This is a genomic window from Phycicoccus sp. DTK01, from assembly GCF_017312765.1.
In the GTDB taxonomy this organism is placed as follows: domain Bacteria; phylum Actinomycetota; class Actinomycetes; order Actinomycetales; family Dermatophilaceae; genus Phycicoccus; species Phycicoccus jejuensis.
Window position 1 is genome coordinate 91,396 of record NZ_BOPU01000007.1, and the last position, 18,985, is coordinate 110,380.

At 75.4% G+C, this 18,985-nt stretch carries 20 protein-coding genes; 8 read left to right on the forward strand and 12 right to left on the reverse strand.

Annotated features, from left to right (window positions below):
• Window positions 1–32 precede the first annotated feature (32 nt).
• From J3473_RS14875 to J3473_RS14885, 3 genes are all read left to right on the forward strand, one after another.
• A complete protein-coding gene (locus J3473_RS14875; RefSeq protein ID WP_207024645.1) occupies window positions 33–866 on the forward strand; it encodes a uracil-DNA glycosylase in 834 nt (277 codons plus the stop codon).
• A gap of 40 nt (window positions 867–906) precedes the next feature.
• Complete coding sequence (locus tag J3473_RS14880; RefSeq protein WP_207024647.1) at window positions 907–1,479, forward strand: GNAT family N-acetyltransferase; 573 nt, start codon at window positions 907–909, stop codon at window positions 1,477–1,479.
• Between the two features lie 125 nt (window positions 1,480–1,604).
• Window positions 1,605–2,588, forward strand: a complete 984-nt coding sequence (locus J3473_RS14885) for a quinone oxidoreductase (protein WP_207024648.1) — start codon at window positions 1,605–1,607, stop codon at window positions 2,586–2,588.
• 121 nt (window positions 2,589–2,709) lie between these two features.
• Here the strand turns inward: J3473_RS14885 and J3473_RS14890 are convergent, their stop codons facing one another.
• From J3473_RS14890 to J3473_RS14900, 3 genes are read right to left on the reverse strand one after another with little or no spacing between them, the layout of a single operon-like run.
• Window positions 2,710–3,066 carry a hypothetical protein gene (locus J3473_RS14890; RefSeq protein ID WP_207024659.1) on the reverse strand — a complete coding sequence of 119 codons (357 nt, stop codon included), beginning with the start codon at window positions 3,064–3,066 and terminating at the stop codon, window positions 2,710–2,712.
• Window positions 3,067–3,117: 51 nt separating this feature from the next.
• A complete protein-coding gene (locus J3473_RS14895; protein WP_030528785.1) occupies window positions 3,118–3,831 on the reverse strand; it encodes a response regulator transcription factor in 714 nt (237 codons plus the stop codon).
• Window positions 3,828–5,093, reverse strand: coding sequence for an ATP-binding protein (locus J3473_RS14900; RefSeq protein WP_242525893.1), 1,266 nt, complete (start codon window positions 5,091–5,093; stop codon window positions 3,828–3,830). The genes J3473_RS14895 and J3473_RS14900 overlap by 4 nt, the downstream gene beginning before the upstream one ends.
• Before the next feature lie 115 nt (window positions 5,094–5,208).
• Between J3473_RS14900 and J3473_RS14905 the strand changes: the two genes are divergently transcribed.
• The gene (locus tag J3473_RS14905; RefSeq protein WP_207024660.1) at window positions 5,209–6,567 is read left to right on the forward strand and encodes a PspC domain-containing protein; all 1,359 of its coding nucleotides are present in this window, start codon (window positions 5,209–5,211) and stop codon (window positions 6,565–6,567) included.
• 2 nt (window positions 6,568–6,569) lie between these two features.
• On the forward strand, window positions 6,570–6,950 hold the full coding sequence (locus J3473_RS14910) for a hypothetical protein (RefSeq protein WP_207024662.1): 381 nt from the start codon (window positions 6,570–6,572) through the stop codon (window positions 6,948–6,950).
• Here J3473_RS14910 and J3473_RS14915 read toward each other — a convergent pair.
• Both J3473_RS14915 and J3473_RS14920 read right to left on the reverse strand, forming a co-directional pair.
• The gene (locus tag J3473_RS14915) at window positions 6,947–7,597 is read right to left on the reverse strand and encodes an NUDIX hydrolase (RefSeq protein ID WP_242525894.1); all 651 of its coding nucleotides are present in this window, start codon (window positions 7,595–7,597) and stop codon (window positions 6,947–6,949) included. The two genes, J3473_RS14910 and J3473_RS14915, sit on opposite strands and share 4 nt — an antisense overlap.
• A gap of 14 nt (window positions 7,598–7,611) precedes the next feature.
• On the reverse strand, window positions 7,612–8,745 hold the full coding sequence (locus tag J3473_RS14920; protein WP_242525895.1) for a glycosyltransferase family 4 protein: 1,134 nt from the start codon (window positions 8,743–8,745) through the stop codon (window positions 7,612–7,614).
• A gap of 26 nt (window positions 8,746–8,771) precedes the next feature.
• On the opposite strand from J3473_RS14920, the gene J3473_RS14925 reads away from it, so the two are divergent.
• Complete coding sequence (locus J3473_RS14925) at window positions 8,772–9,629, forward strand: PIG-L deacetylase family protein (protein WP_207024665.1); 858 nt, start codon at window positions 8,772–8,774, stop codon at window positions 9,627–9,629.
• Window positions 9,626–10,699, forward strand: coding sequence for a lysylphosphatidylglycerol synthase transmembrane domain-containing protein (locus J3473_RS14930; RefSeq protein WP_242525896.1), 1,074 nt, complete (start codon window positions 9,626–9,628; stop codon window positions 10,697–10,699). The genes J3473_RS14925 and J3473_RS14930 overlap by 4 nt, the downstream gene beginning before the upstream one ends.
• Window positions 10,700–10,720: 21 nt before the next feature.
• On the opposite strand, the gene J3473_RS14935 is transcribed toward J3473_RS14930, so the two are convergent.
• From J3473_RS14935 to J3473_RS14965, 7 genes are all read right to left on the reverse strand, one after another.
• A complete protein-coding gene (locus tag J3473_RS14935; protein WP_207024667.1) occupies window positions 10,721–11,986 on the reverse strand; it encodes a M18 family aminopeptidase in 1,266 nt (421 codons plus the stop codon).
• A 208-nt stretch (window positions 11,987–12,194) separates the two neighbouring features.
• Window positions 12,195–12,959: a type 1 glutamine amidotransferase gene (locus tag J3473_RS14940; protein ID WP_036830189.1), complete on the reverse strand. Its 765-nt coding sequence runs from the start codon at window positions 12,957–12,959 to the stop codon at window positions 12,195–12,197.
• Window positions 12,956–14,254 (reverse strand): Mur ligase family protein, encoded by a 1,299-nt coding sequence (locus tag J3473_RS14945; protein WP_030528795.1) that lies wholly within the window; start codon window positions 14,252–14,254, stop codon window positions 12,956–12,958. Before J3473_RS14945 ends, J3473_RS14940 begins: the two co-directional genes overlap by 4 nt.
• Before the next feature lie 172 nt (window positions 14,255–14,426).
• Entirely contained in the window at window positions 14,427–15,353 is a 927-nt protein-coding gene (locus J3473_RS14950; protein ID WP_207024669.1) for an alpha/beta hydrolase, read from the reverse strand.
• Window positions 15,354–15,441: 88 nt separating this feature from the next.
• The gene (guaA, locus tag J3473_RS14955; RefSeq protein WP_084696836.1) at window positions 15,442–17,031 is read right to left on the reverse strand and encodes a glutamine-hydrolyzing GMP synthase; all 1,590 of its coding nucleotides are present in this window, start codon (window positions 17,029–17,031) and stop codon (window positions 15,442–15,444) included.
• Between the two features lie 67 nt (window positions 17,032–17,098).
• Window positions 17,099–17,443, reverse strand: a complete 345-nt coding sequence (locus J3473_RS14960) for a DUF3817 domain-containing protein (RefSeq protein ID WP_256437950.1) — start codon at window positions 17,441–17,443, stop codon at window positions 17,099–17,101.
• Between the two features lie 22 nt (window positions 17,444–17,465).
• Window positions 17,466–18,227: an SURF1 family protein gene (locus J3473_RS14965; protein ID WP_207024673.1), complete on the reverse strand. Its 762-nt coding sequence runs from the start codon at window positions 18,225–18,227 to the stop codon at window positions 17,466–17,468.
• A gap of 226 nt (window positions 18,228–18,453) precedes the next feature.
• Here J3473_RS14965 and J3473_RS14970 point away from each other — a divergent pair, with 226 nt between their 5' ends.
• Entirely contained in the window at window positions 18,454–18,984 is a 531-nt protein-coding gene (locus J3473_RS14970) for an MOSC domain-containing protein (protein WP_242525897.1), read from the forward strand.
• The last annotated feature ends 1 nt before the right edge of the window (window position 18,985 follow it).

Here is an 18,985-nt window from a genome sequence, read left to right on the forward strand (position 1 = left end):
CACGATCCGGGCGGCCGCCGTAGAGTCGCGGGATGGAGCCGCTCGACCCGCACCCGGTGACGGGCGCGCTCCTCCCCTCGCCCGTGCCGCCCGGCGCCGGCTGGCCCGGTGACCCCGCCGACGCCGACACCCCCGTGGCGCGGACCGCCGCCGCCGTGCGCCGGCTCGCGGCGTCGGCACCGGACGTGCCCGAGCTCCAGGCGCGGGTCTCGGTGTGCCGGGCCTGTGCACGTCTCGTGAGGTGGCGCGAGGACGTGGCGACCACCGGACGGCGCGCGTCCTTCGCCGACCAGCCCTACTGGGGGCGGCCGGGGCCGTCGTTCGGCGACCCGCGGGCCGGCGTGCTCCTCGTGGGCCTCGCCCCGGCGGCCAACGGCACCAACCGCACCGGCCGGATGTTCACCGGCGACTCCTCCGGCGACTTCCTGTGGGCCGCCCTGCACCGCACCGGTTTCGCCGCCAAGCCGACCTCAGTCGCCGCCGGTGACGGGCAGGCGCTGACCGACCTGCGCATCGTCGCCGCGGTGCGGTGCGCGCCCCCGGCCAACAAGCCGACCCCGGCCGAGCGCGCCACCTGCTCGCCGTGGCTGGAGCGCGACCTGCGGCTCGCGGAGCCCCACCTGCGGGCGATCCTGTGCCTCGGATCGATCGGCTGGGACGCCGCGCTGGCCGGGGCTCGCGCGGTGGGCTGGGAGGTGCCCGCGCCGAAGCCGAGGTTCGGCCACGCGGCCGAGGCGACGCTCGGCCTCCCGGACGGCCGGAGCATCCGCCTGGTCGGCAGCTACCACGTGAGCCCGCACAACACCTTCACGAAGCGGCTGACCCCCGCCATGCTCGACGAGGTGCTGACCGGCCTGCGCGCGTAACCCGTTGGCGCCGTTCGACGTCGGTGGCTAGCGTTCCGGGATGATCTCCCTCGTCGCCCCGGACGTCCGCTTCCTCCGGTCCTACCTCGCCGCGCAGGACGAGTTCGACGCGGCCGGCGAGGGCACCCGCGACGGCGACGGGGTCTGGGTCGAGGCCCCGGAGGGCGACTTCGCGGGGGTGGAGTTCACGCGCGCCGAGCTCGAGACTCCCGCCGGGTTCGAGCGGTTCGTCGCGCACCGGCGCGGCCAGGTCGACGAGGACGCGCCGCGGACCCCGGGACACGTCCCCTGCACCTTCCTCTGGGTCGTCGACGACGAGCAGCCCGACGAGCACCTCGGGTCGCTCGCGATCCGGCACCGGCTCACGCCGTTCCTCATCGAGATCGGTGGGCACATCGGCTACTCCGTCCGGCCGTCGGCCCGCGGGCGGGGCATCGCCACGGAGGCGTTGCGACTGTCGCTGCCGCTGTGTCGGGACCTCGGCATGGACGAGGTGCTCGTCACCTGTTCCGAGGACAACCTCGCGTCGGCGAGCGTCATCGAGGCCAACGGCGGTGTCCTCGAGGACGTCCGTCACCTGATGCGCCGCTACTGGATCGACCTGGGCTCCTGACCCCGCCGCCGTCGCGGGCTACACCGCAGTAACTGCTGCTGTGATGACACTTACTGCGGTGTAGCGCGCGATGCGGCGCGCGCTGGAGGGGCTGTCGGACGACCGGGTCGTCCTAGGGTGGCGGCATGAGCGAGCTCCACGGACCTGCCCTCGTCGTCACGCGCGCCGGGGGCTCCGACGTCCTCGCCGTCGAGGACCGCACCGCACCTTCTCCCGGGCCGGGCGAGGTCGTCGTCGAGGTCGCGGCGGTCGGCGTCAACTTCATCGACGTCTACCAGCGCGAGGGCGTGTACCCGATGGAGACGCCGTACGTGCTCGGCAACGAGGGCGCCGGCACCGTCGCCGCGGTCGGCGAGGGGCTCGAGGACTTCGTCGAGGGCGACCGCGTCGCCTGGGCGATGTCGGTCGGCAGCGCCGCACGGTACGCGGTGCGCGACGCCTCGACGCTCGTCCCGGTGCCCGACGGCGTCGACCTCGAGACGGCCGCCGCGGTCATGCTCCAGGGGATGACCGCCCACTACCTGACGACGAGCACCTTCCCCGTGGGCCACGGCACGACGGCCCTCGTCCACGCAGCGGCCGGCGGCGTCGGCCAGCTGCTCGTGCAGATGGTCCGTGCCCGCGGCGGGGTCGTCGTCGCGACGGCCGGGGGGCCGGAGAAGTGCGCGACCGCCGAGCGGCTCGGGGCGCAGCACGTCATCGACTACCGCGCCGTCGACGACCTGGCCGCCGCCGTGCGCGAGGTCGCGCCGCAGGGCGTCGACGTCGCCTACGACGGTGTCGGGCGTGACACCTTCGACGCCTCGCTCGCCTCGCTGCGCCCCCGCGGGATGCTCGCCCTCTTCGGCGCCGCGAGCGGCCAGGTGCCGCCCTTCGACCTGCAGCGGCTCAACGGCGCCGGATCGGTGTTCGTCACGCGGCCCAGCCTCGGCCACTACCTCGCGAGCCGCGACGAGCTCGAGTGGCGGGCCGGCGAGGTGCTCGCGGCCGTCGCGGACGGCTCGCTCCAGGTGGCGGTCGGCGGCCGCTACGCGCTGGCCGACGCGGCGCGGGCGTACGACGACCTCGAGGGCCGGCGCACCCAGGGCAAGCTGCTCCTCACCCTCTGACCCCGCTCCAGACCACTCGCGTATCGGGTGACCCGATACGACCGCGCCTCACCCGAGAACCGTTCCGGGGTGAAGCGCACCGGTATCGGATGACCCGATACGCGTGTGCCTCGGGCTGGGGTCAGGAGGCGCTGGTCCAGAGGACCGCGACGGCGGCGTTGAGGACGGCCAGCCAGCCGGCGATCTGGACCAGCTGCGGGCGCGAGCCCTGGCCCTTGCGCTCCGTGGCGGCGGCGATCTCGGCGCACGCGGCGACGGCGACCGCGACGAGCAGCTTGACGCCGATCTTCGCGTGGTTGACCGGCTCGTCACCGGCCTCGACGACGCCGACGAGCAGCAGCCCGGTCACGAGCTGGGCGCGCGCACCCCAGACGAGCGCGGGCGTGACCTTCCCCCGGGCGACGAACACGGCGCTGCCGATGATCGCGGCCATGCCGAGGAGGTGCAGCAGGACGAGGACGTGCTCGACGAACTCCATGGGCGCCAGCGTAGGGCCTGCGCCCGCACCACCCGGCGACGCCCGGGGGCCTCAGACGAGGCGCCGCCCCATCGCCCACGCGGTCAGCTCGTGGCGCGAGGACAGCTGGAGCTTGCGCAGCACCGACGACACGTGCGTCTCGACGGTCTTGACGGAGATGAACAGCTCCTTGGCCACCTCCTTGTACTGGTAGCCGCGCGCGATGAGGCGCATCACCTCGCGCTCGCGCGCCGAGAGCCGGTCGAGCTCCTCGTCGACCTCGGCGATCTCGCCGGCCGCCGCCCCGAACGCGTCGAGGACGAACCCGGCGAGCCGCGGCGAGAACACCGCGTCGCCGTCGGCCACCCGCCGCACGGCGGTGAGCAGGTCGCGCGCCCCGATCGTCTTCGTCACGTACCCGCGGGCGCCGGCGCGGATGACGGCGATGACGTCCTCGGCCGCGTCCGACACCGACAGCGCGAGGAAGCGCACCGGCGCCCCGGAGGCCGTCTCGACCCCGGCGCACCCACGGATGACGTCGCCGCCCCCGTTGCCGGACCCGCCGGGCAGGTGCACGTCGAGCAGCACGACGTCGGGCGTCTCGGCCCGGATGACGGCGATGGCGGTGTCGACGTCCGGTGCCTCGCCGACGAACTCGCACACCGGGCTCGCTCCCGCCATCGCCTCGGTCAGCTCGGCGCGCACTCCCGTGCGGAACATCCGGTGGTCGTCGACGAGCACCACGCGCACGGGGGCCGTCGGGGCAGGGGTCTGGGTGCTGCTCATGTGTCGTCTCCTTCGATCGGTGGCAGCCGCAGCTCCACCTCGGTCCCGTCGTCGCGCCGGCGCACCCGCGCGCTCCCGCCGTGCCGTTCCATCCGCTCGAGGACCGAGCGGCGCACACCGAGCCGGTCCTCGGGCACCGCGTCGAGGTCGAAGCCGGTACCGCGGTCGCGGACGAACGCCTCGACCCCGGCCGGCCCGATCTCGACGTAGGCCGTGACCGGAGGCGCGCCGTGCCGGACGGCGTTGAGCAGCGCCTCGCGCATCGCCCGCGAGAGCGCCACCCCGTGCTGCTCGAACGGTCGGTCGCCGGTGACGACGAGGTCGACCGGGACGCCGTGCAGGTCCTCGACCTCGTGCGCGACCTCGGTGACGAGCGCGGCCAGCGAGGCCTGCGACCCCTGCGGCCCGTCGTAGAGCCAGCTGCGCAGCTCGCGCTCCTGGGCGCGGGCGAGCCGGGTGACGGCGGCGGGGTCGGCGGACTGGCGCTGGATGAGCGCGAGGGTCTGGAGCACCGAGTCGTGCAGGTGCGCGGCGATGTCGGCCCGCTCGGTCGCGCGGACGGCGGCGTCCTGCTCACGGCGGAAGTCCGCCCACAGCCGCAGCGCCCACGGCGCGGCGAGGATGAGCGCACCGACGAGGACGGCGAGCGCCGCGAGCACGGCGTCCCAGAGGACGCTGACCGAGCTGCCGCGCGTCACGAGGACGAGGACACCGACGAGGGCGAGCCCCGAGCCCAGGAGCACCCGGACCCAGCCCATCCCGTCGGGGCCGCCGGTCAGCCACCGCGAGCGCTGCGTGGCATCGAGGTTCGACCACGCCACGACCGCCCCGACGCCGATGACGAACAGCGGCAGCAGGACCGACCCGCGCGCGGTCATCCCGACCCCGGGCACGAGCAGCGCGCCACCGGCGACGACGAGGACGACGCCCGCGACGAGGAGGACGGCCCAGCGGCGGCGCTCGGACCAGACCCGTGCCTGCACCGGGCCGCCCGCGCCCCCCGGGCCGTCGGCCTCGGGGGTCAGGGCCCAGAGGAAGAGGTAGGCCGCGACACCGGCCCCGCCGGAGAAGGCGAGGACGACCGCGGCGACGCGCACGAGCCGGCGCGAGACGCCGAGGTGGCGGGCGACGGCGTCGCACACGCCCGGCGTCCAGCCCGCCGAGCGGTCGCGGACGAGCGGCGGGCGCGACGGCGGCGCCCCCGGGAGGGGGCCGGCATCGGTCCGCACGCGGGTCGCGGCGGGCTCGTAGGGCGTGGGCACGACTCCATCCTGACGCACGACCGACGCCTGCGACCCGCCCGCCGGGGTCCGGTCAGGGGGTGCTCAGGGTCGACCCTCATGGCCGCGCCCCGCCCCGCGCGGCCACAGTGGTGCCATGACCGAGAGCTCCACCTCCCAGATGCCGCCGACCGGCGCGCCGTCCGCGATCGACGACGGGCTCGCCCGACTGCGCCGCTCGAGCGTCCGCCGCGACACCGAGCGCCGCTGGTTCGGCGGCGTGTGCGCCGGCGTCGCCGCGCGCTTCGACGTCGATCCCCTCCTCATCCGGGCCGCGGCGATCGCGCTGACCATCGCCGGCGGCATCGGGATCCCGCTCTACCTCGTGCTGTGGCTCCTCCTGCCGGACGCCCGGGGCGAGGTCCTCGCCGAGCGCGCGATCCGCGGCAGCGACGCGTGGGCCATCGTCCTGCTCGTCCTCACCGGGATCGTCCTGCTGGTCGGCGCCGTCTCGGTGCTCGGCGACGGCAACGCGTGGGGCGGCTCGCTCTGGCTGCTCGTCCCGGTCGGCCTCGTCGTGTGGTTCGTCGCGACGCGCAGCCGCGCCACCCCGACCCCGTGGGCCGGCCAGGCCCCGCCCCCTCCCCCCGCAGGAGCGACGATGTCCGCACCGCCCCCGGCGCCGCCCACCGGCGACCCGGCCACCGCCTACCGCTACCCGCCCACGCAGCAGCCGGCTTGGGGCACACCGCCGCCGCCTCCCGGCGGGGGCTGGGCACCCCGACCGCAGGGCCCCTCCGGCGGGATGCCGGTGCCGCCGGCCCCGCCGCAGCCCCTCGGCCCGCCGCCTCCCCCGGCGCCTCGCCGACGCCGCCCCAGCGGCTTCGTCGGCCTCGTCTCGCTCGGCCTCGTCATCGCGATCGTCGGCCTCGTCGCCGCCGTCGCCGAGCCCCTCGGCTTCACCGGCGAGCCGGTCGTCCTCGGCCTCGCCCTCGCCCTCGCCGCGGTCTCCGCCGTCGTCCTCGGGCTCGGGGCCACGGGCCGGGCATCCGGCTTCAGCGGGTTCCTCGTGATCGTCCTCGGGCTCGTGACGGTCGCCGCGTTCGGCGCGACGCACTCCACCGCCCGCGGCGGGGTCGGCGACCGCGTCTGGACCCCCACGGCGACCGCCCTCCCGGCGACCTACTCGCTCGGCGCCGGCGACGCGACACTCGACCTCGGCGGCCTCGCGGCGCTGCCCGCCACCTCCGACCCCGCGACCGTCTCGGTGTCGATGGGCGTCGGCGAGCTGACCGTCCGCGTGCCCGACGGCCTGGACGTCCGGGTCGAGAACCGCGTCGGCGTCGGCGAGCTGCGCCACGACCGCGAGAGCACCGACGGCGGGCTGGAGACGCTCGAGACCCGCTCGGGCACCGATGTCTCGCGCACCCTCTCGGTCGGTGACGCCGACCGCCCCGACCTCGTCGTGACGACCGACGTCGGCATCGGCGACGTGACCATCATCGAGGAGAGCTGACCATGACCGACGACACCACCCGCCCCCTGCGCACCGAGCTCGGGCTCGACGACGACCGGTCCACCGCCACCGTGCCCGGACCGGACCCCGCCGCGACGACCACGCAGGGTCCCGCCCTCGGGGCGGACGAGGGGCGCACCCACCTCGAGACCGTGCCCGGGCCGGTCGAGCCCCGCTGGCGCCGTGGGCCGGCCCCCTTCGCCCTCCTGCTCGGCGTCCTCGGGCTCGTGACCGCCGGCGCGGTGGTCGTGTCCGAGGTCGCCGACGTGAGCATCCCGTGGTCCGACCTCGGGCCGTGGACCGTGGTCGCCGGCGGCGTCCTGGTCGTCCTCGTGGGCCTCCTCGGTCTGCGCGGGAGCCGCGAGCGCGAGCCGCGCGCCTAGCGCCGCGGCACGACCCCGGTCGCCCGCAGCGCGTAGGAAACGGTCGGCACGAGGTCGTAGCCGCCGAGCCTCCCGAGCGGGACCCACGCCGCCTCGGACGTCGACCCGCCCACGTCGTGCACGACGGGGCGGGTCGGCCGCGTGCAGCGGGCGGTGTGCAGCAGCCGGACCGCGTGGTAGTCCTCGGCGCCGCGCTCGGAGCGCCCGACCCAGTGCTGGGTCATGACGTCGACGAAGCGCACGTCGTCGACGTCCTGGCCGGTCTCCTCGTGCACCTCGCGGACGACGGCCTCGCGCGGGCTCTCCCCATCGTCGAGGCCACCGCCCGGCAGGGTCCAGCGGCCCTGCGCCCCGGTGAGCGGCGCGAGCCGCGTGAGCAGGAGCCGGTCGTCGTCGACGACGACCGCGTAGGCCGCGACCCGCTGCCGCGGCTCCACGCGCGCCCGGTCCGCCTCGGACAGACCGGGACCGCCGGGCGGCGCCGGCACCCTCGAGGTGACGGCCTCGACGCGGAAGGTGAGGACGATCGACGGCAGGACGCCCTCCACGGACGACCCGAGCGGCTCCCAGCCGCGCGCCGCGAGGCCCGCCGCGGGGTCCTCCCCGTGCCCGAGCACGAACGACACGACCTCGCGCCCTCCGCGCACCCCCCGGACCGTGATCACGACGCGCCGGCCCGCCGGTACTCGTCGAGCGTCGCGGCGACGGTCGAGGGCCAGTCCTGGCGGGGCGGCTGCTGCCGCAGGTGCGCGCGCATCCGGCCCCGCAGGGCGTCGTCGCCGGCCAGGCGTGCGACGGCGTCGGCCACGCCGGTGTCGGTGCTCGCGAGGAGGCCGTCGACACCGTCCTCGACGACGTCGTCCACCCCGGTGCCGGCCGGCGCGACGACGGGCAGGCCGGCGGCCCGCGCCTCGAGGGCGGCGATGCCGAAGGCCTCGAGCCGCGCCGTCGTCACGTACAGGTCGCCCGAGTGGTGCAGCCGCCGCAGCCCCTCGCGGTCGAGGCGTCCGGGCATCGACACCCAGTCGAGCTCGCGGGCGCGCAGGTAGGCCTCCATCGCGCGGCGCTGCGGTCCCTCGCCGGCGACGGTGGCGCGCAGCGGCACTGCGGGGTCGAGCCGCCGGCGGGCCTCGTGGAGGGCGCCGAGCAGGGCCAGCGGCCGCTTGCGGCTGACGAGGCGCATCGCGGTGACGACGTGCACGCCGTCGCGGTCGGCGCCGTCCGCGTGGTCGCTCGTGTCGGCCGGGGCGGCCCACCACGCGGCGTCGATCCCGTTGTTGAGCACCCCGACCGGGGCGCCGCCGGCCGCCTCGCGCACCTGCGCCGCGGCCATCCGCGAGACCGCGGTGAGGGCCACCCCGCGCCCGGCCCACCGGCGCAGGTGACCGGCGGCGCGGAAGAGCGGCACCCACCGGCCGAGGACGCAGTGCACCGTCGCGGCGACCGGCATCCCGACCCCCAGCGCCACCCGCACCGCGTCGGTGGCGAACGGGCTGACCACGCCGAGGTGCGCGTGCGCGACGTCGAAGCGACCCGCGAGGAGGCGCCGTCGTAGCTCGGGCGGCGCGAAAGGGTTGACGGGCACGCCGTTCGGCAGCGGGATGGCCAGCCGGTGCACCGCCACGCCGTCCTCGACCGTGATGACGCCACCGCGCTCGCCATCCTGGCCGGTCGTCGCCGTGAAGACCTCGACCTCGTGACCGGCCGCGGTCAGCGCGTGCGCGAGGTCGTGCACCTGCCGCTCGATGCCACCGAGCCGCGGCGGGTAGCAGTCCGACAGGAGGGCGACCTTCACGAGGGTCCACCCTGCCATGCGCGAGGATGGGCCCGATGTCCCGCACGCTCGTGGCGTTCCACGCCCATCCCGACGACGAGGCTCTCCTGACGGCCGGCACGATGGCGAAGGCCGCCGCGGAGGGCCACCGGGTCGTGCTCGTGCTCGCCACCGACGGCGGCGCGGGCCTGGCCGCCGACGACCTGCGCCGCGACGGCGGGCTCGGCACCCGACGCCTGCACGAGGCGGAGCTCTCGGCCGCGGCGCTCGGCGTGGCCCGGGTCGAGTGGCTCGGCTACGCCGACAGCGGCTCCGGACCGGAGCCCGAGCCGGACGCCCCCGGCCTCACCCGGTTCTGCCGGGCGCCGCTCGAGGAGGCCGCCGAGCGCCTGGCCGCCGTGCTGCGCACCGAGCGCGCCGACGTCCTGCTGTCCTACGACGCCAACGGCGGCTACGGGCACCGCGACCACCGGCGCGTCCACGAGGTCGCCGCCCGCGCCGCGGTCGTCGCCGGCACCCCGCGGGTCCTCGAGGCCACGGTCCCGCGCGACACGATCGTCCGCGCGATCCGGATGCTCACCCGCGTCTACCGCTTCCCCGCCGAGTTCGACCCGACGAGCTTCGAGCGCGCGTTCTCGGCGCGGCGCGACATCACCCACCGCGTCGACGTGCGCCGCCACGTCGCGGCGAAGCGGGCCTCGATGCGCGCGCACGCGTCGCAGGCCACCGGCGGCGGCGCGGCCGAGGTCGGCGCGGGCGGGCAGACCGGCGACCGCACCCTCGCGGCGTTCCTGCGCATCCCGCGTCCCCTCTACGATCTGGTCTTCGGGCGCGAGTGGTTCCGCGACCCGTCACGACCGGCAGGGGGACCCGTGGCCACCGACGTCTTCGAGGGGCTGCCGTGAGCGCGCCCTCGGTCGCGACGCCGCGGCACGGCCGGCAGCTGCTCCAGTTCGGCCTCGGGCTCGCGCTCGCCGTCGTCCTCCTCGTCTGGGGCCTGCCGTTCTTCGCGAAGACCTCGTGGGGCGACATCTGGGGCGTCATCAGCACCGTGCCGCCGCTGCACGTCATCGGCTTCCAGCTGCTCATGCTGCTCGGCCTGTACTGCTACACCTTCACCTTCACCGGGTCGCTGCGCGGGCTGACGCACGGCAAGGCGCTCATCATCAACCTCTGCGGGTCGTCGGTCTCGAACCTGCTGCCCGGCGGTGGCGCGGTCGGGCTGGCCGCCACGTACGCGATGTGCCGCTCGTGGGGCTTCTCGCGGCGCGCGACGTCGACCTCGGCGATCGTCACGGGCGTCTGGAACGTCCTCGCCCGGATCGCGCTGCCGGTCGTCGCGATCCTCGTCCTCGTCGTCGGGGGCGTCACGCTCCCCCAGGCGCTCTCCGACCTCGCCGTCGCCGGCTCGCTGACCGGGCTCGCGGTCATCGGCGCCGTCGCCGGGATGCTCGCGAGCGAGCGGGTGGCCCAGCGGGCGGGGGCGCTCATCGACCGCGCGCTGCGCCCGCTCGTGCGACGGCGCCGGCCGGACTCGACGATGAGCGTCGAGGACCTCGTGAGCGACCTGCGCAGCCGGATCATCGACGTCGTCCGCTGGCGCTGGTGGTCGATGACCCTCGGGATGGTCGGCTTCTTCGGCGCGTACTACGTGCTGTTCGTCCTCGTGATGCGCGAGACGGGGGTCATGCTCCCGCTCAACCTGCTCTTCGCGGCGTACGCCATCGGCCGGCTGCTCACCGCCGTCGGCATCACGCCGGGCGGGGTGGGCGTCACCGAGGCCGCGACGACGATCGTCCTCGTCGGGTGGGGCGCCGGCAACGCCGAGGCCACGGCCGGAGTCGTGCTCTTCTCGATCATCACCCACCTCATGGAGGTGCCCCTCGGCGGGCTCGGGTGGCTGCTGTGGTCGCTCAGCGCCAAGTCCGAGCCCCCCGCCGAGGGCGAGGAGCCGGTCTTCGCCAGGCCCGCCTGAGGGGTTCTCGGGCTCGTTCCGTCAGCCGGCGAGGAAAGCCGCGACCGCGCCGTGCAGCGCCGCGAGGTCGTCGACGTGGACGAGCTCGCGGGTCGAGTGCATCGAGAGCAGGCCGACGCCGATGTCCACCGTCGGGATGCCGAGCCGGGTCGCCGCGATCGGGCCGATCGTCGAGCCGCCGGGGATCGTGTTCGGGTTGACGTAGTGCTGGAACGGCACGCCGGCGCGCTCGCAGGCGGCGGCGAAGAGCGCCTCCCCCCGGGCCTCGGTCGTGTAGCGCTGGCGGGCGTTGACCTTGAGCAGCGGGCCGCCGCCGGGGCGCGGCCGGTTCGTGGGGTCGTGCTTCTCGGGGTGGCCCGGGTGCACGAGGTGGCCGGCGTCGCTCGAGAGCAGCCACGAGGAACGGAAGGCCCGCGCGACGTCGGAGCGCCCGGCGCCGAGCCCCTCGAGGACCCGGCCGAGCACGTCCTCGAGGAACGGTCCCCCGGCGCCGGTCACGGAGTCCGAGCCGACCTCCTCGTGGTCGAACGCGGCGAGCACGGGGATGTGGTCGGTGTCGGCCGGCGCGTCGAGGAGGGCGCGCAGGCCGGCGTGGACGCTCGTGAGGTTGTCCATCCGCCAGGAGGCCAGCAGGTCGCCGCGGGCGCCGATGCGGGCCGGCTCCTGGGTGTCGGCGAGGAAGAGGTCCCAGGCGACGGCGTCGCCGACGAGCCCGCGCAGCCAGTGGGCGCGGTCGTCCGGGGCGGGGCCGTCGGCCGTCCCGACGACCGGCAGGAGCTGGCGCTGCACGTCGGGGGCGAACCCGTCGTTGACCGCGCGGTCGAGGTGGATCGCGAGGTGCGGGATGCGCGCGACCGGGCCGGAGCGGACCAGGCGCGTGCTGCCGTCGGCGTCGACGACGCGGCCGGCGACGGCGAGGTCGCGGTCGAACCAGGACGGGAAGGTCGGGCCACCGTAGACCTCGACGTTGAGCCGCTCCCAGCCGTGCTCGCGCACGACCGGGTTGGGCTTGAGGCGGAAGGTCGGGCTGTCGGTGTGCGCGCCGAGGATGCGGAAGGGCGTCGTCGCGCCGGCGCCCTCGGGGACGCGCCAGGCGATGACCGCGCCGTCCCGGACGACGACGTACGCACCGGGCGCGCTCGGCCAGGCCTGCCTCTCGTCGAGCTCGGTGAACCCGCCGGCGACGAGGTGGTCACGGGCGACGGCGGCGGCGTGGAAGGCCGTCGGCGAGGCGGTGACGTACTCGGCGAAGGCGGCGGCGACGGCGTCCGGGGTGCTCTCACTCACCCGGCCATCCTGTCAGCCGCGCCCGTCACGCACCCTCCCCACCCCGTCCCGGCGCCGGCTACGCCGCCGTACGTGTCGCCACAGCAGCACTTACTGCGGTGTAGCCCGCACCGAGCCCGCAGATGGTGTCGCGCGCTACGGCGCAGTACGTGTCGCCACAGCAGCACTTACTGCGGTGTAGCCCGCGATGGGATGCGCTGGAGGAGCGTCAGCGGGTGCCGACGAGGCGGCGCACCTGGCGCTCGCGGGCCTGCGTCGCGAGGGGGTCGTCGAGCTCGGCCGGCTCGAAGGGACGACCGGTCGCGCGCTCGGCGGCGACGGCGATGAGCGCGTCGGAGACCATCGGGTTGGCCGGCAGCAGCGGGCCGTGCAGGTAGCTGCCGATGACGTTGAGCCGGCGCGCGCCCTCGGTGCCGTCCTCGCCGTTGTTGCCGTGGCCGGCGAGCACCCGCCCGAACGGCTCCTGCCCGCTGCCGAGCACGGTCGAGCCGGAGTGGTTCTCGTAGCCGACCACCCGGCCGAGCTCGGTCTCGAGGCAGACCGGCCCGATCATCCGCTTGTCGTTGCCGCGGGTCGTCACGTCGAGGATGCCGAGCCCGGGCAGCACCTGGCCGCCGACGGTGTGGAAGCTGTTGCCGAAGAGCTGGTACATCCCGCAGATCATGAGCATCGGGACGCCGTCCTCGGCGAGCGACTTCAGGGTCGGGCCGATCGCCGCGAGGTCGGCCTCGACGCGGGCCTGGCCGGAGTCCTGGCCGCCGCCACCGGTGAACAGGTGCGCGTCGCGCCGGAAGTCGCTGCCCGGGTCGTGGAGGACGACCTCGGCGGTGTACCCGTGCCGGCGGATCCGCCCGGCGAGCGCGTGCGTGTTGCCGCGGTCGCCGTAGATGCTCATCTCGCGCGGGTAGAGGTGGACGAGGGTGATCGTCCCCTTGCTCGTCCCGGCCGGCTCGTAGCGCTCGGTCGTGCTCATGCGGGCGTCTCCTCCCCGAAGCGGTCGAGGCCGTGGCGGGCGGCGAGGGTGCGCCGCAGCGCCATCATCGCCGTGTAGGTGCAGAAGATGCGCTTGGGCTCGTCCGGGTGGGCCGCGAGCAGGGCGTCGAGGGCCTCGTCGAGGTCGGGGACGACGCGGTCGGTGTGGACGTCGTCGTAGTGCAGGCGCAGCGCCATGTCGTAGGCGCGCACCCCGCTCGTCAGGGCGACGCCGCGCTCGCGCAGGCTCGCGAAGCTGACGTCGTAGAGCCACGAGACGTCGCGGCCGTCGGCGTCGTTGTCGTTGATGGCGACCATCGTCGCGACCGGCGTCGTGCCGTACGTGCTGAGGGCGACCCCGAAGCCCGCCGGGTTCTTGACGAGGACGAGCTCGAGCGGCTGGCCGTCGACCATGACGACCTCGCCGCGCCCGAACGGCGGGCGCACGGCCGCGAGCGCCTCGGCGGCGGTGGCGGCGTCGAAGGCGTCGCCGAGCAGCAGGCGGGCCGTCGTCGTGGCCGCGGTGGCGTTGATCATCGCCGCCAGGCCGCGCTGCTGGAGGGTGACCGGGCCGACGACGACGTCGTCGAACACGACGTCGAAGGCGCGCTCGTCGCGGGGGCGCAGGCGGGCGTCGCCGGGACCGGGCTCGTACGTCGTCGGCTCGTCGTCGAAGCGGGCGTCGTGCTCGGTCAGCTCCGGCAGCCGGTCGGCGATGGACGCGTCGAGCCCGAACCAGCGCACGGGCACGTCGACGGCGCCGGCCGCGCGGGAGATGAACGGGTCGTCGGCGTTGGCGACGACGCCCTCGGTGCTCGCGGCGCCGAGCCGCGCGAGGAGGTCGGCGGTGTGGTCGATCTCGGCGAACCGGTCGAGCTGGTCGCGCGCGACGTTGAGCAGGAGCGAGTGGGTCGGCGGGACCTCGGCGATGAAGCGCATCGCGTGCGCCTCGTCGAGCTCGACGACGGCGAGGTCGCTGCGCAGGCGGCCGCTGACCGGCAGCTGCGGGAGCATCTCGGACAGGACGCCGCGGGTGAAGTTCGAGCCCGTCGGGTTCGTGAAGACGCTGCGGCCGTGGGCGCGCAGGAGCGCGACGAGCATCTTCGTCGTCGTCGTCTTGCCGTTGGTGCCGCTGACGACGACGATGCCGCCGCGGACGTCGGCGAGCGCGTGCCGCAGGATGCCCGGGTCGATCCGCTCGGCGACGAGGCCGGGGAAGGCCGACCCCCCGCCCCGGCGTCGGGCGATGGCTCGTGCGGTCTTGCCCGCGACGACGGCGGCGGCCGTTCTCAACACGCGGCCAACCCTAGCCAGAGACGCCGCCCCGGCTCGCATCCGACCCCGGCCCCCCGGCGCATCGACATTTCGGGGTCACCCCGAAATGTCCACGAGACCCCGGTTCGGAACCGGGGTCTCGTGGACGAACCGGGGTCTCGGGCCGACGCCCCGCCCGGATGGCGCCGGCCGGTCAGCCGGGCAGGTGCGCGTCGAGCCAGCGGACGACGTCCTCGGTGACCTCGTCGCGGTTGGTCTCGTTGAACAGCTCGTGCCGGGCGCCGGGGTACAGCGTGCAGGTGACGTCGGTCAGCCCGGCCTCGCGGTACTGCTGCGCGACGGCTCGCGGGCCCTTGCCGCCGTCGCCGACCGGGTCGGCGTCGCCGCTGACCAGGAGCACCGGCAGGTCGCGGCGCACCCGCGCGACCTTCTTCGGGTCGTTGATGCCGGCCAGCCCACCGAGCAGGTCGACGAAGAACCCGGAGGTGAAGGTGTTGCCGCACAGCGGGTCCGCGACGTAGGCGTCGACCTCGTCGGGGTCGCGCGAGAGCCAGTCGAAGTCGGTCCGGGTCGGCTTGAAGGCGGCGTTGTACTGGCCGAAGGTCAGCTTGTCCATCAGCGCGCTCTGGTGCCGGCGGCCCCGCAGCCGGGCCTCGCCGGCGGCCACGGCCGCCCCCACCTTCCCGAGCAGCCCGGGGTCGCCGGCGGTCCCGGACAGGACCAGTCCCGCGAGCCCGCTGGAGTCCTCGACGACGAGCGAGCGGCTGAGGAAGGAGCCCATCGAGTGCCCGAGGAGGAAGACCGGCCGGCCGGCGTGCTCGGCGCGGGCGTCGGCGATGACCGCGCGCAGGTCGGCGACGACGGCCCCCCAGCCCTCGCGGTCGGCGAAGTAGCCGTGGTCGGCGGCCGAGGCGGTGCGCCCGTGCCCGCGGTGGTCGGGGGCGTGGACGGCGTAGCCCGCGGCGGTCAGCGCCTCGGCCAGGCGGGCGTACCGGGCGGAGTGCTCGGCCATCCCGTGCGCCACGACGACGACGCCGCGTGCGTCACCGTCCGGCAGCCAGCGGTGGACGAAGACGGCCGTGCCGTCGGTGGCGGTGACGCTCGTCGTCGAGCTCTCCATGGATGACCGTCCTCGGGGGTGGGTTACCGGCGGGTACTGCCGCCCAGCCTGCCACGCCGCGCCCCGCGCGGGGAGCGCGTCCCGCGGGTCACTCCCACTCGATGGTGCCCGGCGGCTTGCTCGTGACGTCGAGGACGACCCGGTTGACCTCGCGCACCTCGTTGGTGATGCGGGTCGAGATCTTCGCGAGCACGTCGTAGGGGATGCGGGTCCAGTCGGCGGTCATCGCGTCCTCGGACGACACCGGCCGCAGGACGACCGGGTGCCCGTAGGTGCGGCCGTCGCCCTGGACGCCGACCGAGCGGACGTCGGCGAGCAGCACGACCGGGCACTGCCAGATCTCGCGGTCGAGGCCGGCGGCCGAGAGCTCCTCACGGGCGACCTGGTCGGCGGCGCGCAGGATGTCAAGGCGCTCGCGCGTCACCTCGCCGACGATCCGGATGCCGAGGCCGGGGCCCGGGAACGGCTGGCGCCAGACGATGCCCTCGGGCACGCCGAGCTCGAGGCCGACCTGGCGCACCTCGTCCTTAAAGAGCAGCCGCAGCGGCTCGACGAGGCTGAACTGGAGGTCGTCCGGCAGGCCGCCGACGTTGTGGTGGCTCTTGATGTTCGCCGTGCCGGTGCCGCCGCCGGACTCGACGACGTCCGGGTAGAGCGTGCCCTGGACGAGGAACTCGACCGGGTGCTCGCCCTCGTGCGAGCCGACGATGTCGCGCGCGGCCTGCTCGAAGACGCGGATGAACTCGCGCCCGATGATCTTGCGCTTCTCCTCGGGGTCGCTGACCCCGGCGAGCGCGGAGAGGAACTGCTCGGAGGCGTCGACGGTGACGAGGTCGACCCCGGTTGCGGCGACGAAGTCCTGCTGGACCTGCTCGGCCTCGCCGGCGCGCAGCAGGCCGTGGTCGACGAACACGCAGGTCAGCTGGTCGCCGACGGCGCGCTGGACGAGCGCCGCGGCCACCGACGAGTCGACCCCGCCGGAGAGGCCGCAGATGGCCCGCTTGTCGCCGATCTGCTCGCGCACGGCGCCGACGAGCTCCTCGACGACGTTGGCCGCCGTCCACGAGCCCGAGAGGCCGGCGCCCTTGCTGAGGAAGTTCTCGAGCACGCGCTGCCCGAAGGTCGAGTGCATGACCTCGGGGTGCCACTGGACGCCGTAGAGCCGGCGCTCGTCGTCCTCGAAGCCGGCGACGGGGGCGCCGGCCGTCGTGGCCGTGACGCGCATCCCGGCCGGGGGCTCCTCGACGGAGTCGCCGTGGCTCATCCACACCGACTGGTCGGACGGCTGGCCGTTGAAGAGCGTCGAGCTCGTGTCGGTGATGGTCGCGGGCGTGGCGCCGAACTCCGACAGGCCCGTGCGGGCGACGCTGCCGCCAAGGGCGAGGGCCATCGCCTGGAAGCCGTAGCACATCCCGAAGACGGGGACGCCGGCCTCGAGCACGGCCGGGTCGAGGCGCGGGGCACCCTCCTCGTACACCGACGACGGCCCGCCGGAGAGGATGATCGCCGAGGGCTGCTTGGCGAGCATCTCGTCGGCCGGCATCGAGCTGGGCACGACCTCGCTGAAGCAGCTGGCCTCGCGCACGCGCCGGGCGATCAGCTGCGCGTACTGCGCGCCGAAGTCGACGACGAGGACGGGCCGGTCGGCGAGGTGGATGGGCTCACCTCCCTCGACCACGGCGTGGGAGGGGTCGACGGGCGAGGGGTCGGCGGGCAGCTCCGGGGCGTCGCTCACGGCGTCAAGGCTATCGGCGCGCGGCGGCGAGGCTCGCCTCGACCTCGCCGGCGACCTTGCGCTCCACCCAGAAGGAGAGGAACGGCACGCAGCCGGCGAGCATGACGAGGACCATCTTCCCGAGCGGCCACCCGACCTTGAAGCCGAGCAGCGCGGTCGCGACGAGGTAGACCATGTAGATGAAGCCGTGCGGCTGCGGCCACCAGTACAGCGGGTTGTCCTGGCCCTTCATCTGGAAGCCGTAGGACAGGACCATCTCGACGACGAGCACCAGCAGCCCGATGCCGACGATGAAGGCCATCACCTTGAAGAAGGTGAGGCGGGGGCGGACGGCGTCGACGTCCTCGGGGGCGATCGCGGTGCCGGCGCGGCCGGCCTCAGGAGTGCTCACGGGCTCCATTGTCACCCGCCGTCGCGATGGCGGGTGCAGCGGTCCGCTCGTGCGCCTCGCGCACCATCCGCCACCACAACCAGAGCGCGAACGCGGCGAAGACCCACCACTGGACGGCGTAGGCGGCGTTGCGCCAGGTGACGCCCGTCGGCGCGAGCGGGGTCGGGACCTTGGTCAGCTGCGGGCCGGTGGCCGGACGCTCGGCGGAGAGGAAGACGAAGGCGTTGTAGAGGTCGCCCGACCAGGTGTTGACGAGCACCGAGGTGTCGACGGAGGCGATCTCGCCGGGGCCGGGGGTCACGGCGTCCGTCGGGGACTCGGAGGGGGCGAGGCCGCCCTCGAGGGTGAGGGTCCCGGTGGGCGGGGCGCCGGCCTGCGCGGGGTCGGTGACGAAGCCGCGGAGCACCGGCAGGGTGCCGCCGGTCGCCTCGACGAGGAACGGGGTGACGACCCAGGACCCGGCGCGGCCGTCGAGCCGGCGGTCGGGGACGAGGACCTGCCCGTCGACGTAGCGGCCGCTGACCGTGACCGGCCGCGACGACAGCTCGCCGGGGAAGGGCTCGTGCGGGCCCAGCACCTCGGTGAGGGCGACCGGCTTCGCGGCGCGGGCCTCCTCGACGGCCTCGCGCTGGGCGTTGCCCTCCGCCACCCCGAGCTGCCAGCGGCCGAGCTGGACGAACACGACGCCCACGACGAGGACGAGCCCGAGCAGCCCGAGGAACCTCGGGGTCAGGGCCGTCCGCAGCACGCTCCCGAGGGTACGTGAGCCGGCTGGACGCCCGGCCCGCCGGCCGGGGACGGTGCATCGGCAGCCGACGGCCGACGGTGGTGCGCCGGTGGCCGACGGCCGATGGTGGTGCGCCGGCGCCCCGGGACCCCGGTTCGTCCGCGAGACCCCGGAACCGAGCCGGGGTCTCGTGGACATTTCGGGGTGACCCCGAAATGTGGAGGCGCGAGGGGGTGTTGGGGCACGTGTGAGCAGCAGCCCGGACGCCCGCGTCGTCACCGCCCTGCACGTTGCCCCGGGGCGCCGGCTGCCGATGCGCGCCCTCGACGCCGTGGAGGCCGAGGCGGGCGCCGGCCTCGTCGGCGACCGCTACCACGGCTCCCGCCACCGCCACGTGACCGTGCAGTCCGCCGACCAGCTCGCCGAGGCCGCCGAGCGCCTCGGCTCGCCGGTCCCGCCGCAAGGCACCCGGCGCAACGTCACCGTCTCGGGGGGCCGGGTCGTCTCCGTCCCGGGCGCCCGCGCCCGCCTCGGCGGGACGCTGCTCGAGGTCGTCCGCGTGGCGGCGCCCTGCCGCATCCTCGACGACGAGGTGGCCCCCGGTGCCGCGGCCGCCCTGCACGACCGCGCCGGCACGGTCTTCCGAGTGGTCGAGGGCGGGCGCATCGGCGTCGGCGACACCTACGAGGAGCTGCCCTTCGACCCCGCCGAGGCCGCCGAGCGCGCCGCCCGCTCGCGCGCCGCTGCGGCTCCCTCGCGCGCACACCGCCTGCCCTGAC